General features: G+C 71.3%; 16 protein-coding genes. 7 read left to right on the top strand and 9 right to left on the bottom strand.

What is annotated here, in order from left to right; translation table 11 throughout:
• Window positions 1–177: 177 nt before the first annotated feature.
• The 4 genes from OG698_RS30545 (at window position 178) to OG698_RS30530 (ending at window position 4,239) form a co-directional block, all read left to right on the top strand.
• Window positions 178–1,251: a M4 family metallopeptidase gene (locus OG698_RS30545; RefSeq protein WP_406106830.1), complete on the top strand. Its 1,074-nt coding sequence runs from the start codon at window positions 178–180 to the stop codon at window positions 1,249–1,251.
• A gap of 71 nt (window positions 1,252–1,322) precedes the next feature.
• On the top strand, window positions 1,323–1,589 hold the full coding sequence (locus OG698_RS30540) for a protealysin inhibitor emfourin (RefSeq protein WP_406106828.1): 267 nt from the start codon (window positions 1,323–1,325) through the stop codon (window positions 1,587–1,589).
• Between the two features lie 65 nt (window positions 1,590–1,654).
• Window positions 1,655–2,995 carry a GH1 family beta-glucosidase gene (locus OG698_RS30535; protein WP_406106826.1) on the top strand — a complete coding sequence of 447 codons (1,341 nt, stop codon included), beginning with the start codon at window positions 1,655–1,657 and terminating at the stop codon, window positions 2,993–2,995.
• Window positions 2,992–4,239: an MFS transporter gene (locus OG698_RS30530; protein WP_406106825.1), complete on the top strand. Its 1,248-nt coding sequence runs from the start codon at window positions 2,992–2,994 to the stop codon at window positions 4,237–4,239. The genes OG698_RS30535 and OG698_RS30530 overlap by 4 nt, the downstream gene beginning before the upstream one ends.
• A 10-nt stretch (window positions 4,240–4,249) precedes the next feature.
• Here OG698_RS30530 and OG698_RS30525 read toward each other — a convergent pair whose 3' ends face one another.
• Complete coding sequence (locus OG698_RS30525) at window positions 4,250–5,104, bottom strand: NAD-dependent epimerase/dehydratase family protein (protein ID WP_406111375.1); 855 nt, start codon at window positions 5,102–5,104, stop codon at window positions 4,250–4,252.
• Window positions 5,105–5,232: 128 nt separating this feature from the next.
• Here OG698_RS30525 and OG698_RS30520 point away from each other — a divergent pair, with 128 nt between their 5' ends.
• On the top strand, window positions 5,233–6,066 hold the full coding sequence (locus tag OG698_RS30520; protein ID WP_406106824.1) for a helix-turn-helix transcriptional regulator: 834 nt from the start codon (window positions 5,233–5,235) through the stop codon (window positions 6,064–6,066).
• A 113-nt stretch (window positions 6,067–6,179) separates the two neighbouring features.
• Here the strand turns inward: OG698_RS30520 and era are convergent, their stop codons facing one another.
• Window positions 6,180–7,142 (bottom strand): GTPase Era, encoded by a 963-nt coding sequence (gene era / locus OG698_RS30515; protein WP_199841793.1) that lies wholly within the window; start codon window positions 7,140–7,142, stop codon window positions 6,180–6,182.
• A 166-nt stretch (window positions 7,143–7,308) separates the two neighbouring features.
• Between era and OG698_RS30510 the strand changes: the two genes are divergently transcribed.
• Together OG698_RS30510 and OG698_RS30505 are read left to right on the top strand one after the other, a co-directional pair.
• Complete coding sequence (locus OG698_RS30510; RefSeq protein ID WP_406106822.1) at window positions 7,309–8,631, top strand: ammonium transporter; 1,323 nt, start codon at window positions 7,309–7,311, stop codon at window positions 8,629–8,631.
• Window positions 8,628–8,966, top strand: coding sequence for a P-II family nitrogen regulator (locus OG698_RS30505; RefSeq protein ID WP_399978210.1), 339 nt, complete (start codon window positions 8,628–8,630; stop codon window positions 8,964–8,966). The genes OG698_RS30510 and OG698_RS30505 overlap by 4 nt, the downstream gene beginning before the upstream one ends.
• Before the next feature lie 26 nt (window positions 8,967–8,992).
• Here the strand turns inward: OG698_RS30505 and OG698_RS30500 are convergent, their stop codons facing one another.
• The 7 genes from OG698_RS30500 to OG698_RS30470 form a co-directional block, all read right to left on the bottom strand.
• Window positions 8,993–9,346, bottom strand: coding sequence for a cytidine deaminase (locus OG698_RS30500; protein WP_406106821.1), 354 nt, complete (start codon window positions 9,344–9,346; stop codon window positions 8,993–8,995).
• Window positions 9,347–9,374: 28 nt separating this feature from the next.
• A complete protein-coding gene (locus tag OG698_RS30495) occupies window positions 9,375–10,196 on the bottom strand; it encodes a helix-turn-helix transcriptional regulator (protein WP_406111373.1) in 822 nt (273 codons plus the stop codon).
• A gap of 43 nt (window positions 10,197–10,239) precedes the next feature.
• The gene (locus OG698_RS30490; protein WP_406106819.1) at window positions 10,240–10,593 is read right to left on the bottom strand and encodes an MmcQ/YjbR family DNA-binding protein; all 354 of its coding nucleotides are present in this window, start codon (window positions 10,591–10,593) and stop codon (window positions 10,240–10,242) included.
• 4 nt (window positions 10,594–10,597) lie between these two features.
• A complete protein-coding gene (locus OG698_RS30485) occupies window positions 10,598–11,881 on the bottom strand; it encodes a hemolysin family protein (RefSeq protein WP_406106817.1) in 1,284 nt (427 codons plus the stop codon).
• The gene (gene ybeY, locus OG698_RS30480) at window positions 11,878–12,375 is read right to left on the bottom strand and encodes an rRNA maturation RNase YbeY (RefSeq protein ID WP_100594262.1); all 498 of its coding nucleotides are present in this window, start codon (window positions 12,373–12,375) and stop codon (window positions 11,878–11,880) included. The genes OG698_RS30485 and ybeY overlap by 4 nt, the downstream gene beginning before the upstream one ends.
• Before the next feature lie 10 nt (window positions 12,376–12,385).
• Window positions 12,386–13,423: a PhoH family protein gene (locus OG698_RS30475; protein ID WP_399978205.1), complete on the bottom strand. Its 1,038-nt coding sequence runs from the start codon at window positions 13,421–13,423 to the stop codon at window positions 12,386–12,388.
• A 132-nt stretch (window positions 13,424–13,555) separates the two neighbouring features.
• Entirely contained in the window at window positions 13,556–14,647 is a 1,092-nt protein-coding gene (locus tag OG698_RS30470; protein ID WP_399978202.1) for a carbohydrate kinase family protein, read from the bottom strand.
• Window positions 14,648–14,839 lie beyond the last annotated feature (192 nt).

Genomic DNA, 14,839 nt, shown 5'->3' with positions numbered 1-14,839 from the left:
GAAGCAGCCCGTAACGCATGATGCGTCGCAGCCTAGCCCAGCCGTGCGAGGGACGCGGGTCTGTATCAGTATGCGGGATCGCCGTCAGGTAACGGGCAAGAGGTGATCAATACCTCTATTTCATTAATCCTGGCTGCAGGTAGTGACAGTGAGGTCACGCAGTGCCACATTGCCGCAATGACCGCGAACCGCTCGGGCTTCGAGCCCGTCTTCTGCACCATCGTGCCGCCCCACATCCTCGACAAGGCTGCCCGCTCCGGCGACCCCGCCCTCTCCGCCCTGGCCCGCCGCACCCTGGAACGCGACGCCCTCGAGCGCACGCGCCGCCGCCTGACCACCGTGATCGGCGCCCCCTCGGTGGCCGCGCCCACGGACGCCGTCGAGCACAAGCCGCACCGCACGCTCTACGACGCGGGCCACCGCACCGAGCTGCCGGGCACGAAGGTCCGCGGTGAGGGGGACGAGCCCGGCAAGGACGCGACCGTCAACCGCGCGTACGCGGGCCTCGGCGCCACCTTCGAGCTGTACCTGGAGAAATACGCCCGTGACTCCATCGACGGCAGCGGTCTGCCGCTGAAGGCGTCCGTGCACTTCGACAACGACTACAACAACGCGTTCTGGAACGGCGAGCAGATGGTGTTCGGCGACGGGGACGGGGAGATCTTCCTCGACTTCACCATCCCGGTCGACGTGATCGGCCACGAGCTGACGCACGGTGTCACCCAGTACACGGCGAACCTCACGTACTTCGGGCAGCCGGGCGCCCTGAACGAGTCGGTCTCGGACGTCTTCGGCTCCCTGATCAAGCAGTACTCGCTCGGCCAGGGCGCCGCCGACGCCGACTGGCTGATCGGCGCGGGCCTGCTCGCGCCGCGCGTCACCGGCAAGGCGCTGCGCTCCATGAAGGCGCCCGGCACGGCGTACGACGACGACGTCCTCGGCAAGGACCCGCAGCCCGCCGACATGGACCACTTCGTGCGGACGAGCAGCGACAACGGCGGTGTGCACATCAACTCCGGCATCCCGAACCACGCCTTCTATCTGCTGGCCGTGGCGCTCGGCGGCAACGCGTGGGAGCGGGCCGGGCAGATCTGGTACGACGTCCTGACCGGCGGGGAGCTGGCGCAGGACGCGTCCTTCGCGGACTTCGCGAAGCTGACGGTGAAGGCGGCGCGCACCCGCTACAAGGACGGCGAGGAGCTGGAGTCCGTCCAGAAGGCCTGGTCGCAGGTGGGCGTACCCACGGAGTAGGGCCGGCTCGGGCACAGGGCTCGGCGGCCGTCCGGCTGGGCAGCGGGCGGCCGCTGGAGTAGACAGGTCCCATGCGTATTCAGGTCATCCGTACCGGAGGATTCGCCGGGATCGAGCGGCGGGCCGAGGTCGACACCTCGGCCCGCGCCGACGCCCACGAGTGGCATGCCCTGGCCGAGCAGGCGCTGGCCGGGGGCCGGGGCACGCCGCCGGTGGGGGTGCCGGACGGGTTCAGCTACACGATCACGGTGGACGGGAAGACCGTGTACTGCGCGGATCCGCGGCTCACGGACGAGCAGCGGGGGCTGATCTCGCGGGTGCTGAAGGAAGGGGCGTAGCGGCACTTCGGGTGCGCAACGACCTTTTGCCGCACGGGCGTTGACTTCTGTTACCGCCGGTACGGATGATCGCGCGCATGGCAGCGAGCGAACCGATACCTCAGTTCCCGCACGACTTCCTGTGGGGCGTGTCCACCTCGGCCCATCAGATCGAGGGCGCCGTCGACGCGCGCCTGCCCTCGGTGTGGGACGCGTTCACGGCAGAGCCGGGGCGGGTGAAGGACGGCTCGACGGCCGCCGTCGCCTGCGACCACTACCACCGCTACGGCGAGGACGTGGCGCTGATCGCGGGGCTCGGGGCGGGGGCGTACCGCTTCTCCGTCTCCTGGCCGAGGGTCCTGTCGCCGGGCGGCCTCGACTTCTACGACCGGCTCGTCGACGCGCTGTGCGCGGCGGGCGTACAGCCCGTGCCGACGCTCTTCCACTGGGACACCCCGCTGTCCGTGGAGGAGGCGGGCGGCTGGCTGAAGCGGGACACGGCGTCGCTCTTCGCGGACTACGCGGTCCAGGTCGCGGACCGGATCGGCGACCGCGTACAGAAGTGGATCACCCTCAACGAGCCCGCCGAGCACACCCTGCTCGGCCACGCGCTCGGCCAGCACGCGCCCGGCAGGCAGCTCCTGTTCGACGCGCTGCCCGTGGCCCACCATCAGCTCCTCGCCCACGGCCTCGCCGTACGGGCGCTGCGCGCGGCCGGCGCCACGGACATCGGGATCGCGAACTCGCACGGCCCGACCTGGCCCGCCTCCGACGACCCGGCCGACCGCGAGGCCGCGGACTTCTACGACGTGCTCCTCAACCGGCTCTTCGCCGATCCGCTGCTGCTCGGCGCCTACCCGGAGGGCATCGGGGACCTGATGCCGGGCGATGTGGACGCCGATCTGAAGGTGATCGCGGAGCCCGTCGACTGGTACGGGATCAACTTCTACCAGCCGACCAAGGTGGGCGCGCCGCTCGCGGCGGGGGCGGCGACGGAGTTCTCCGGCCTCACCCTGCCGCCCGAACTCCCCTTCTCCCCGAGGGAGATCGAGGGGTATCCCGTCACGGACTTCGGCTGGCCGGTGGTCCCCGAAGCGCTCACCGAGCTCCTCCTCGCCTTCCGCGACCGCTACGGCGACCGGCTCCCGCCCCTCGTCATCACCGAGAACGGCTGCAGTTACGAGGGTGTGGACGACCAGGAGCGGATCGCGTACCTGGACGGCCATCTGCGGGCCCTGCACCGCGCTCTTGAGGCGGGGGTCGACGTGCGCGGCTATTTCGTGTGGTCGCTGATGGACAACTTCGAGTGGGCGGAGGGCTACGCGCGCCGCTTCGGTCTCGTCCACGTCGACTACACGACCCTGGAGCGCACGCCGAAGGCGTCGTACCACTGGCTGCGGGACGTGCTGCGGGCGCAGCGCGCATGACGGCCGCCGTCGCGGCGCTCGACGAGCCCGTCGAGCGGGTCGGGCACGGCTGGACGGCCGCGCTGTCGCTGGCCAACGGGGCGATCTGGGTCGGCTGGTACGGACCCCTGCAGATCCTGCTCGCCCTCCAGGCCGAGGACTTCGCGCCCGGCACCGGCATGTCCAAGGAGACGCTGCTCGCGTGGGTGACCGGGGTGGGCGCCGTGGTGTCGCTCGCCGCGAACCCCTTCTTCGGCGCGCTCTCGGACCGTACGGTGTCGCGGTTCGGGCGGCGTACGCCCTGGATCGTGGCGGGCGCGGGCGGCGGCGCGTGCGCGCTGCTCCTGCTGGCGGGGGCCGGGTCCGTGTGGACGATGGCGGCCGGCTGGTGCCTGGTGCAGCTGACGCTGAACGCGGCGTTCGCGGCGGTGACGGCGGCCGTGCCCGACCGGGTGCCGCGGCTCCAGCGCGGCGCGGTGGGCGGCTGGCTGGGGGCCGCGCAGATCCTGGGCGTGGTCGTCGGCACCGGGCTCGCGACCGTCGTGGGCGGGGTCGGCGCCGGGTACACGGCGTGCGCGGTGTTCGCCCTGGTGGGCGTCCTGCCGTACGTGCTGCGCCATCCGGACCTACGGCTCGCCCCGGCGGACCGGCCGCCGTGGGCCTGGCGGACCTTCCTGGCCGGGTTCTGGCTGAGCCCCCGCCGCCACCCCGACCTCGGCTGGGCCTGGCTGACCCGCTTCCTGATCAACCTCAGCAACGCGCTGGTCCTCCTCTACCTCCTCTACTACCTGCGCGACCGCCTGCACTACGGCGACCCCGACCAGGGCGTGCTGATCCTGACCGCCGTCAACGGCGTGACCCTGCTGTGCACCGTCGTCGTGGCCGGGGTCGCCTCCGACCGGCTGGGGCGCCGCAAGCCCTTCGTGATCTGGTCGGGCGTCCTGATGGCAGTGGCGACGGCGGCACTGGCCGGCTGGCAGACCTGGCCGGGCGCGATCGTCGCGGCGGCGGTTCTCGGCATCGGCTTCGGCGTCTTCACCTCGGTCGACTTCGCGCTGATGACGGACGTCCTGCCCAAGGCCATGGACCGGGGCAAGGACCTGGGCGTCATCAACGTCGCCAACTCGCTGCCCCAGGTCGCCGCGCCCGCGCTCGCCGCGCCGATCGTGACGTATCTCGGCGGCTACCGCGTCCTGTACCTGGTGGCGGCGGTGATCGGGCTCGTGGGGGCGCTCCTGGTGCGGCGGATCCGGTCGGTGGCCTGACCGGTGGGCTCTACAGCGCGCCGGCGTCCAGGGCCGTCCAGACGGATGGGAAGAACGGGCGGAAGCCCAGTTCGCGGCGGATGCGGGCCGTCGACATGACGCCGGCCCAGGGGTCCGGGTCCACCTTGTCGTACGCCTCCGGCGGCACCGGCACGCCGTTGACCTGGTACACGTCGACCATCGTGACCGGGGCGTCGTCGGCGATGTTGTAGACGCCCTGCGCTCCCGGCGCGTACAGGAGGCGTTGCAGACCCTGGGCGACATCCGCGTGGTGGCCCATGTGCAGGCGCTGCATGGCCGGCCAGTTCTGCGCGTACTGCGTCACGTCGGCCAGGTGCGAGTCCCCGTCGCCGTACACGAAGGGCAGCCGGGCGATGCGCAGGTCGTCGAGGCCGTCCATCGCCCGCAGCGCGCGCTCCGCCTCCCACTTCGACTCGGGGTAGGTGCCCCACAGGTGGCCGCCCGGCACCGTCTCGTCGTCCTCGACCAGCGGCCTGCCGCGCCCGGAGCCGTACACCAGACCCGTGCTGACCTGCACGAACCGCCGCACGCCCGAGGCCACGGAGGCGCGGGCCAGCTCGATGGCGGCGTCCCTGTTGACCGCCCGCGCCTCCTCGTCGGGCACTCCGCGGAAGGCAGCGGCGACGTTCACCACGGCGTCCGCCCCGGCCGTTGCCTTGCCCAGCACGTCCGCGTCCCGCAGGTCGCCGACCACGACATCCGCGCCCAACGCGGCGAACCGCTCACCGCGTGCCGCGTCCCGTACGAGCACCCGCACCTGGTCGCCCGGCGCCGTGCTCTGCAGCAGTCGCGGCACGAACCGCTGTCCGACCTTGCCCGTCGCACCTGTCACCAGTGTCAGCATGGCCGCCTCCTCGTGTTCCGTAGCCATGCCTGAAGCCTGCGCGAGTGGCGGGCGCGGTGGGAGAGACGCGGTTGTCCAGGGACTGGCGCTCCCTGGTTACGAAGATGGTTCCGAGCGATCCTGAAGAGGTGAACCGAGCCGAACTCGCCGACTTCCTGCGCCGCTCCCGCGCCCGCCTGGCGCCCTCCGACGTGGGCCTGACCGCGGGCCCGCGGCGCCGCACGCCGGGGCTGCGCCGCGAGGAGGTGGCGCAGCTCACCGGGATGTCCACGGACTACTACACGCGCCTGGAGCAGCGCCGCGGCTCCCATCCGTCGCGGCAGATGCTGACCGCGCTGGCCCGCGCGCTGCGGCTCAACGACGCCGAGCGGGACCATCTGTTCCATCTGGCGGGCGAGGAGCCGCCCCGGCCCGGCCGCTCCTGCGGGCATGTGCGTCCGGGGCTGCTGCTGATCCTGGACCGGCTGCACGATCTGCCGGCGGCGGTGATCAGTGACTGGGGCGAGATGCTCGCCCAGAACACGATGTCGGTGGCCCTGACCGGCGACCACACCGGGCAGAACCTGATCCGCACCTGGTTCACGGACCCGGCGGGCCGGGCGCTGTCCCCGCCCGAGGACTACGAGATACACGCCCGCGCCCACGTGGCGAGCCTGCGGGCGGTCGCCGCGGCCCGTCCCGACGATCCGGGCCCGGCCGCGCTCGTGGCCGAACTGCGCGCCGGATCACGGGAGTTCGAGGAGCTGTGGCAGTCGCACGACGTCGTCGTACGCCGCCCGTCACCGAAGCGCTTCGTCCACCCCGTGGTCGGCGTCCTCGACCTCGACTGCGAGGTACTGCTCAGCGACGGCCACGACCAGCAACTCGTCGTGCACTCGGCCCAACCGGGCACGGAGACGTACGAACGCCTGGAACTGCTGCGGGTCGTGGGCCTCCAGGACCTGACCCCGAGCACGCCGTAAGGGCACGGAACTTGCCCGGGTCCCGCACGTTCAGCCCCTCCGGCGTTTGAGGAGCGGGGTCCGGGGCGGAGCCCCGAGGCACGAGCCGCACGGGCCCGCACCCGATACGCCGCCTAGAACCCCAGCTTGCGCAGCTGGCGCGGGTCGCGCTGCCAGTCCTTCGCGACCTTTACGTGCAGGTCCAAAAAGACGGGCGTGCCGAGGAGCGCTTCGATCTGCTTGCGGGACTTGATGCCGACGTCCTTGAGGCGCTTGCCCTTCGGGCCGATGATGATGCCCTTCTGGCTGGGGCGCTCGATGTAGACGAAGGCGTGGATGTCGAGCAGCGGCCGGTCGGCCGGGCGGTCCTCGCGCGGCAGCATCTCCTCGACGACGACGGCGATGGAGTGCGGCAGCTCGTCGCGCACGCCCTCGAGCGCGGCCTCGCGGATCAGCTCCGCCACCATGACCTGCTCGGGCTCGTCCGTGAGGTCGCCCTCCGGGTAGAGCGCGGGGCCCTCCGGCAGCAGCGGGACGAGCAGGTCGGCGAGCAGGCCGACCTGCTTGTCGCCGACGGCCGAGACGGGCACGATCTCCGCCCATTCGAAGCCGAGCTCCTTGCCGAGCTGGTCGATGGCGATGAGCTGCTCGGCGAGCTGCTTGCTGTCGACCAGGTCGGTCTTGGTGACGATCGCGACCTTCGGCGTCTTCTTGATGGAGGCGAGCTCCTTGGCGATGAAGCGGTCGCCGGGGCCGAGCTTCTCGTTCGCGGGCAGGCAGAAGCCGATGACGTCGACCTCGGCCCACGTCGTGCGCACGACGTCGTTGAGCCGCTGGCCCAGCAGCGTGCGCGGCTTGTGCAGGCCCGGGGTGTCGACCAGGATCAGCTGGGCGTCGGGCCGGTGCACGATGCCGCGCACCGTGTGCCGCGTGGTCTGCGGCTGGTCCGCGGTGATCGCGACCTTCTTGCCGACCAGAGCATTCGTGAGGGTGGACTTGCCCGCGTTGGGGCGGCCGACGAAGCAGGCGAAGCCGGCCCGGTGGGACGCTTCCCCGGACGGCTCGGATGACTGGGTACGAACGCTCATGGCGCCCATTGTCCCTGATCCACCGCGCCCTGCCGCACCTGCGGGGCAAGGCGGTCCGTCGTGAGGCTCCGGAAACCCCCGCGCAACACGAAACACCGCGGAAACGCACGGGTCAGCGAACGGAAACGCGCGACGGTGAGGCTCGTCGTCCGCCCCCACGCCCGAGGAGACCCCCGTGCAGACCGAGAACGCGCCGCTGGCCGCCGCCGCCGGCCTCGACACCGGCGACACCGCGTGGCTGCTGGCCGCGACCGCGCTCGTCCTCCTGATGACGCCGGGCCTGGCCCTCTTCTACGGCGGCATGGTCCGCACGAAGAGCGTCCTGAACATGCTGCTGATGTCGTTCGTGTCGATCGCGCTGGTCACCGTCGTCTGGCTGGTCGCCGGCTACTCGCTCGCGTTCGGCGACGACGTGTTCGCGGGCCTCATCGGCGGGCTGGAGCACGCGGGCATGGCGGGCATCAGCCCGCGCAGCCTGACCGGCACGGTCCCCACGTTCCTGTTCTCCACCTTCCAGCTCACCTTCGCGTTCCTGACCGCCGCGCTGATCAGCGGCGCGGTCGCGGACCGCACGAAGTTCGCGGCCTGGCTGGTGTTCGTACCGGTGTGGACGCTGCTCGTATACGTTCCCGTGGCGCACTGGGTGTGGGGCCCCGGCGGCTGGATCTCGCAGTCGCTCGGCGGGCTCGACTTCGCGGGCGGCCTCGTCGTGGAGATCGCCTCGGGCGCGTCCGGTCTGGCCCTGTGCCTGATCCTGGGCCCGCGTCTCGGCTTCAAGAAGGAATCGATGCGCCCGCACAACCTGCCGATGGTGATGACGGGCGCGGGTCTGCTCTGGTTCGGCTGGCTCGGCTTCAACGGCGGCTCGGCGCTCGGCGCGAACGGCCTGGCGGCCGCGTCCGTCCTCAACACGCTGATCGCGGGCTGCACCGGCCTGCTCGGCTGGCTCTTCGTGGAGCACAAGCGCGACGGTCACCCCACGACGTTCGGCGCGGCGTCCGGCGCGGTCGCCGGCCTGGTCGCGATCACCCCGGCGTGCGGCGTGGTCGGCGTGCTGGGGGCCTGCGTGGTGGGTCTGGTGGCGGGCGTCGTCTGCTCGTACGCCGTCGCGTGGAAGTTCCGCTTCGACTACGACGACTCGCTGGACGTCGTCGGTGTGCACTTCGTCGGCGGTGTCGTCGGCACCCTGCTGATCGGCCTTTTCGCGACGGCCACGATGACCGGCGGCAAGGAGGGCCTGTTCTACGGGGGCGGGTTCGGGCAGCTCGGCAGGCAGGCCGTCGCCGTGCTCACCGTCGCGGCGTACACGTTCCTGGTGACGTACGGGATCGGCAGGACGATCGACCGGGCGATGGGCTTCCGGGCCTCCGCCGACGAGGAGCTGACGGGCCTCGACCAGACGGTGCACGCGGAGACCGCCTACGATCACGGCGTCCACGCCGGACACACCGTCCCGCACACCGCCCACTCCGCCCCGCCGAAGGAGCCCTCCGCATGAAGCTCGTGACCGCGATCGTCAAGCCGTTCCGCCTGGACGAGGTGAAGACCGCGCTCCAGGAGCTCGGCGTGCTGGGCCTGACCGTCACGGAGGCCAGCGGGTACGGGCGCCAGCGCGGCCACACCGAGGTCTACCGCGGGGCCGAGTACCGGATCGACCTCGTCCCCAAGGTCCGGATCGAGGTCGTGGTCGAGGACGCGGACCTCGACCCGGTCATCGACGCGATCGTGCGCGCGGCGCAGACCGGGAAGATCGGTGACGGCAAGGTGTGGGCGGTCCCGGTGGAGACCGTCGTCCGCGTCCGGACGGGCGAGCGGGGCCCGGACGCGGTGTAGCCGTTCCGGACCGGGGCCAGGCTGTCTCAGCCCGCGGCCACGGCCCCGTGCACCACTCCATCGGGCCCCGCGAGGAACACCGGCGTACCCGCGCCCCCCAGATCCCGTACCGCCGCCAGATCCTCCCCGTCGACCTCCGAACCGCCGGAGACGACGGCGGCGGCCTCCAGCGACTGCGCCCCCGACGCCACGGCCATCGCGACAGCGGTACGCAGGGCGGAAAGCTTCAGGGAGTCGAGCGAGACGGTCCCCGCCACATACGTACGCCCCGTCTCGTCCCGCACGGCGGCCCCCTCGGGCACGCCGTTGCGGGCCCGGGCGCTGCGGGCCAGCGTGACGATCTTGCGGTCCTCGGCGGTGAGGTCGTTGCTCTCAGTCATGGGGTGAGCATAGGGAACGCCGTCACGCTCACCCGGCAACGGGGTACACGGCCCCACGCCGCCCCTCGGGCGTCGCCAGCCACTCCAGCTTCGCGGCCGTGTCCGCCTCCGGCAGCGGCGTGTGCAGGATGATCGTGAGGTCGGGCCTGGCCGGCACCTTCAGGGCCGTCGACTCGACGTGCAGGACGCCCACCACGGGGTGCGTGAGCTCCTTGCGGATCTGTCCGGCCGCCTCGATGTCGCGCCGCTCCCACAGCTCGGCGAACTCGACGCTCGCCGCCTTCGTCGCGGCGACGACCTCCTGGAAGCCCTCGTCGCCCGGGTACTCGGAGCAGGCCGCCCGGAACTGGGCCACGACCGTCGCCGCGTTCCGCTCCCAACTGACGCTCCGGGAGCGGTAGACGGGGTCGGTGAAGAAGTCCAGGACGCAGTTCTGCGTGTTGTCGGGCCGCATGTTGAGGACCGTCGCGGCCGCGTCGTTGTACATCACGCAGTTGTAGTACGGGTCGACGATGTGCGCCGGGTACGGCATCCAGGTGTCGATGATGCGGCGCAGGCCGTCGTCGCGGCCCACGGCGGACGGGTCCGCGGACGCGGGCGGCGGGTTGAGGCCGGCGAGCACGTACAGATGGCGCCGCTCGGCCCCGGACAGGCGCAGGACGCGGGCGACCGCGTCGAGGACCTGCGGGGACACCGAGATGTCGCGGCCCTGCTCCAGCCACTGGTACCAGGAGGCGCCGACCCCGGCGAGGACGGCGACCTCCTCGCGGCGCAGCCCCGGTGTGCGGCGCCGGGCCCCGCCGTCGGGAAGGCCGGCCTGCGCGGGGGTGACCCGGGCGCGGCGGTTCATCAGGAACTCGCGCAACTCCCGCCGGCGGTACGCGTTGGCGTCGTCAGCCACGGTCGAGCTTGAGGCGCTCGGCCCTCGGCAGGCCGGCGACCACGAGGTCGTACGAGTCCTCCACGAGCTCCCGGACCATCCTGTCCGGGAGTTCGGCGACGGTCACGGTGTTCCAGTGCCGCTTGTTCATGTGCCAGCCGGGCACGATCGCCTCGTGGTCGGCGCGCAGGCGCACCGCGTCCTCGGGGTCGCACTTGAGGTTGACGGCGAGGGGCCGCGCGTCCAGGTTCGTCAGGGCGAAAAGCTTGCCCAGGACCTTGAAGACGGACGTGTCGGGGTTGAACGGGAACTCCTCGACGGCCGCGTTGAACGACAGACACAAGTCGCGCAGCTCCTGCGGCGTCACGACGTCACTTCCCCTCTTCGCCCACCGGCTCCACGAGCACTGTCACGATCTTGTTGCGCCGGCCCGCGGCGGACTCCGCGGTGAGCCGCAGCTCGCGCCCGTCGGGCAGTTCGACGACGGACGAGGCCTCCGCGATCGGCACCCGGCCGAGCGCCTTGGCGAGGAGCCCGCCGACGGTCTCCACGTCCTCGTCGTCGTACTCCTCGATGCCGTACAGCTCGCCGAGGTCGCCGATGTCGAGGCGGGCGGTCACCCGGAAGCGTTCGTCGCCGAGGTCCTGCACGGGCGGGAGTTCACGGTCGTACTCGTCGGTGATCTCGCCGACGATCTCCTCGAGGATGTCCTCGATGGTGACGATGCCCGCGGTGCCGCCGTACTCGTCGATCACGACGGCCACGTGGTTGCGCAGCTGCTGCATCTCGCGGAGCAGGTCGCCCGCGTTCTTCGTGTCGGGCACGAACGTGGCGGGCCGCATCGCGGTCGAGACGAGCTCGCTCTCGGCGTCCCGGCTGATGTGCGTCTTGCGGGCGAGGTCCTTGAGATACACGATGCCGACGACGTCGTCCTCGTTCTCGCCGGTGACCGGGATGCGGGAGAACCCGGACCGCAGGGCCAGCGTGAGCGCCTGCCGGATCGTCTTGTACCGCTCGATGGCGACCAAGTCGGTGCGGGGGACCATGACTTCGCGGACCAGGGTGTCGCCCAGCTCGAAGACGGAGTGCACCATGCGGCGCTCCTCGTCCTCGATGAGGGACTCCTTCTCGGCGAGGTCGACCATGGCGCGCAGCTCGGCCTCGGAGGCGAAGGGCCCGCGCCGGAACCCCTTGCCGGGGGTCAGGGCGTTGCCGATGAGGATGAGCAGCGGCGGAATGGGCCCCATGATCCGGGCCAGCGGCAGCAGCACGTACGCGGCGGCCGTGGCCGTGTTCAGCGGGTGCTGCCGTCCGATGGTCCGGGGCGAGACGCCCACCGCCACGTACGAGACGAGGACCATCACGCCGATGGCGACGGCCAGCGCCTGCCAGGTCGCGTCGAACTCCTGGAGGCAGGCGTACGTGACCAGGGACGCGGCGGCCATCTCGCAGGCGACCCTGACCAGCAGCGCCACGTTCAGATAGCGGGTCGGGTCGGCGGCCACCTGGGCGAGCCGGCCGCTGCCGCGCCGCCCGGACCGGACGGCCTCCTCGGCGCGGAAGCTGGAGGTGCGGGCGATGCCGGCCTCGGCGCAGGCCGCCAGCCAGGCGACCACGACGAGGGCGACGGCGCCCGCGACGAGCGAAAGACTCATGACACGGTGGGCGCGGGGGACGGACCGGTCAGGCCCTTGTCACCCCGCCACCCGTCCACGATGGCCGCCTGAAGCCCGAACATCTCGGCCTTCTCGTCGGGCTCCTCGTGGTCGTAACCGAGCAGGTGCAGCACCCCGTGCACGGTGAGCAGCTGGAGCTCCTCGTCCATGGAGTGCTGCGTGTCGGCGTCCTCGCCCTGCTTCTTCGCCACCTCCGGGCACAGCACGATGTCGCCGAGCAGACCCTGCGGGGGCTCCTCGTCGTCCTTCGACGGCGGCCGCAGCTCGTCCATCGGGAACGACATGACATCCGTGGGCCCCGGCAGGTCCATCCACTGCACGTGCAACTGCTCCATGGCGTCGGCGTCCACGACGATCACCGAGAGCTCGGAGAGCGGGTGGATGCGCATCCGCGCGAGCGCGTAGCGGGCGATGTCGAGGATCGCCTGCTCGTCGACCTCGGTTCCGGACTCGTTGTTGACGTCGATCGACATGCGGTGCTTGCTACTTCCCTCTGCCGCGGCCCTGGTGCGAGCCGTTCTCGGTCCCGTGCTGGCTGTCGTACTTCTCGTACGCGTCGACGATACGGCCGACGAGCTTGTGCCGGACGACATCCTGGGAGGTGAGCCGCGAGAAGTGGACGTCGTCGAGGCCCTCCAGGATGTCCTGGACCTGCCGCAGACCACTCTTCGTGCCGCTCGGCAGGTCGACCTGCGTCACGTCACCGGTGACGACGATCTTCGAGTCGAAGCCGAGCCGGGTGAGGAACATCTTCATCTGCTCGGCGCTCGTGTTCTGCGCCTCGTCCAGGATGATGAAGGCGTCGTTCAGCGTGCGGCCTCGCATGTACGCCAGCGGCGCCACCTCGATCGTGCCCGCGGCCATCAGGCGGGGGATGGAGTCGGGGTCGAGCATGTCGTGCAGCGCGTCGTACAGGGGGCGCAGATACGGGTCGATCTTCTCGTAGAGCGTGCCCGGCAGGAATCCGAGCCGCTCGCCCGCCTCCACGGCCGGCCGCGTCAGGATGATGCGGTTGACCTGCTTGGACTGCAGGGCCTGCACGGCCTTGGCCATCGCGAGATAGGTCTTGCCCGTACCGGCGGGACCGATGCCGAAGACGATGGTGTGCTTGTCGATGGCGTCGACGTAGCGCTTCTGGTTGAGGGTCTTCGGACGGATGGTCCGGCCCCGCGACGAGAGAATGTTCTGAGTGAGAACCTCGGCCGGGGTCTCCTGGCCGTCACCCTCCCCGTTCTCGCTCGCCTTGAGCATGGCGATCGAGCGTTCCACTGCGTCCTCCGTCATCGGCTGTCCGGTGCGGAGCACCAGCATCATCTCGTCGAACACGCGCTGGATGAGGGCGACTTCCGTCGCGTCGCCCGCAGCGCTGATCTCATTGCCCCGGACATGGATGTCGGCCGCCGGGAAGGCCTTCTCGATCACGCGAAGGAGCGCGTCGCCCGATCCGAGGACGGTCACCATGGGGTGGTTCGCCGGGACCGTGAAATGCGCTCGCGCCTGAGCGGTGGGTGTCTGAGTCATGGGCCGGCACTGAAGGCCTGCTCATCCTCCTCGTGCGGGGGCTCGCGCCCGCGTCGACAGCCTTGCACTGCCCAGGGTACGACGGTGCACCGACAACGCTGTAGGACTTTTCCCCGGGCCTGGGGCCTCTCGCTAGACGCCCCGCCCGAAGCCGATCGTCGGTACCGCCCGCCGCAAGGGCCACGGCCGGCTCACCTCGGGCAGCAGCGCCTCCAGGAAGGCGTACCGGCGCAGGGCCGCGGGCTCCTGGTCGTCGTAGGCCTGCACATGGCGCCACCAGGCCGCTATTTCCGACCAGCCGGGCGCGGACAGCGAGCCGCCGAACTCCTGCACGGACAGGGCGGCTGTCAGTCCGGCGAAGGCGAGCCGGTCGGCCAGCGGCCAGCCCGCGAGCGTCCCGGTCACGAACCCGGCGACGAAGACGTCCCCGGCGCCGGTGGGGTCGAGGGCGGCGACTTCGATGGCGGGCACGGAGGCGGTCTCCCCGCTGCGGGCGTCCACGGCGTAGGCGCCCTCGGCACCCAGGGTGACCACGGCGAGCGGCACGTATTCGGCCAGGGCGTGCGCGGCGGCCCGGGGGCAGGACGTACGGGTGTAGCGCATCGCCTCCTCGGCGTTCGGCAGGAATGCCTCGCAGCGTGACAGGTCGTCGAGGGAGCCCAGGTCCCAGCGGCCCGTGTCGTCCCAGCCCACGTCACCGAAGATCCGCGTCCCGCGGCCCGCGGCCGTGGCGATCCAGGGCTCGCTCAGCCCGGGGGCCAGCGAGGCGACGGCGGCGCGTGCCTGCGGGGGGCAGTCGGGGGCGGGTTCCTCGGGCGGCGGCTCGTGACCGTGGCTGACCATGGTCCGCTCGCCCTCGTAGGCCATGGAGACGGTGACGGGCGAGTGCCAGCCGGCGACGGTCCGCGACGACGTCAGGTCGATGCCCTCGCCCTGCTCCAGGCTGTCCCAGCAGTACTCGCCGTAGTGGTCGTCCCCGAAGGTGGCGGCCAGTGACGTCCGCAGCCCGAGCCGCGCCAGGGCGGTGGCCATGTTGGCTACTCCGCCGGGACTGGACCCCATGCCGCGCGCCCAGGACTCGGTCCCCCGCACAGGGGCGCTGTCCAGGCCCGTGAAGATGATGTCGAGGAAGACGGTCCCCGTCAGATAGACGTCGCAGGGCGGATCGTCGGGGGTGCGCAGCCGGGCGAGCGGATCCACATGCGCCGGATCGTTGGAGTTCAAGGTGGGCTCCCCAGAGTCGTGAGGGTCCGCACAGTGTGCCTGATACCCCATGGGCAACGCGCGTAGCACGGCGTACGGAACGGGAGTCGGCGCCCCGGGAGTGGGGTCGCTGTCGCCACCTGTTTCCTCGAAAAAAAGATCTCGCCTACCCCCACTCCTACCCTCCAAACAGAACGTGGCCCAGATCACATC

Source organism: Streptomyces sp. NBC_01003 (genome assembly GCF_045162695.1).
GTDB lineage: Bacteria > Actinomycetota > Actinomycetes > Streptomycetales > Streptomycetaceae > Streptomyces.
The sequence above is the reverse complement of the archived record's forward strand: the minus strand, read 5'-3'. Positions and strand labels throughout refer to the sequence as shown.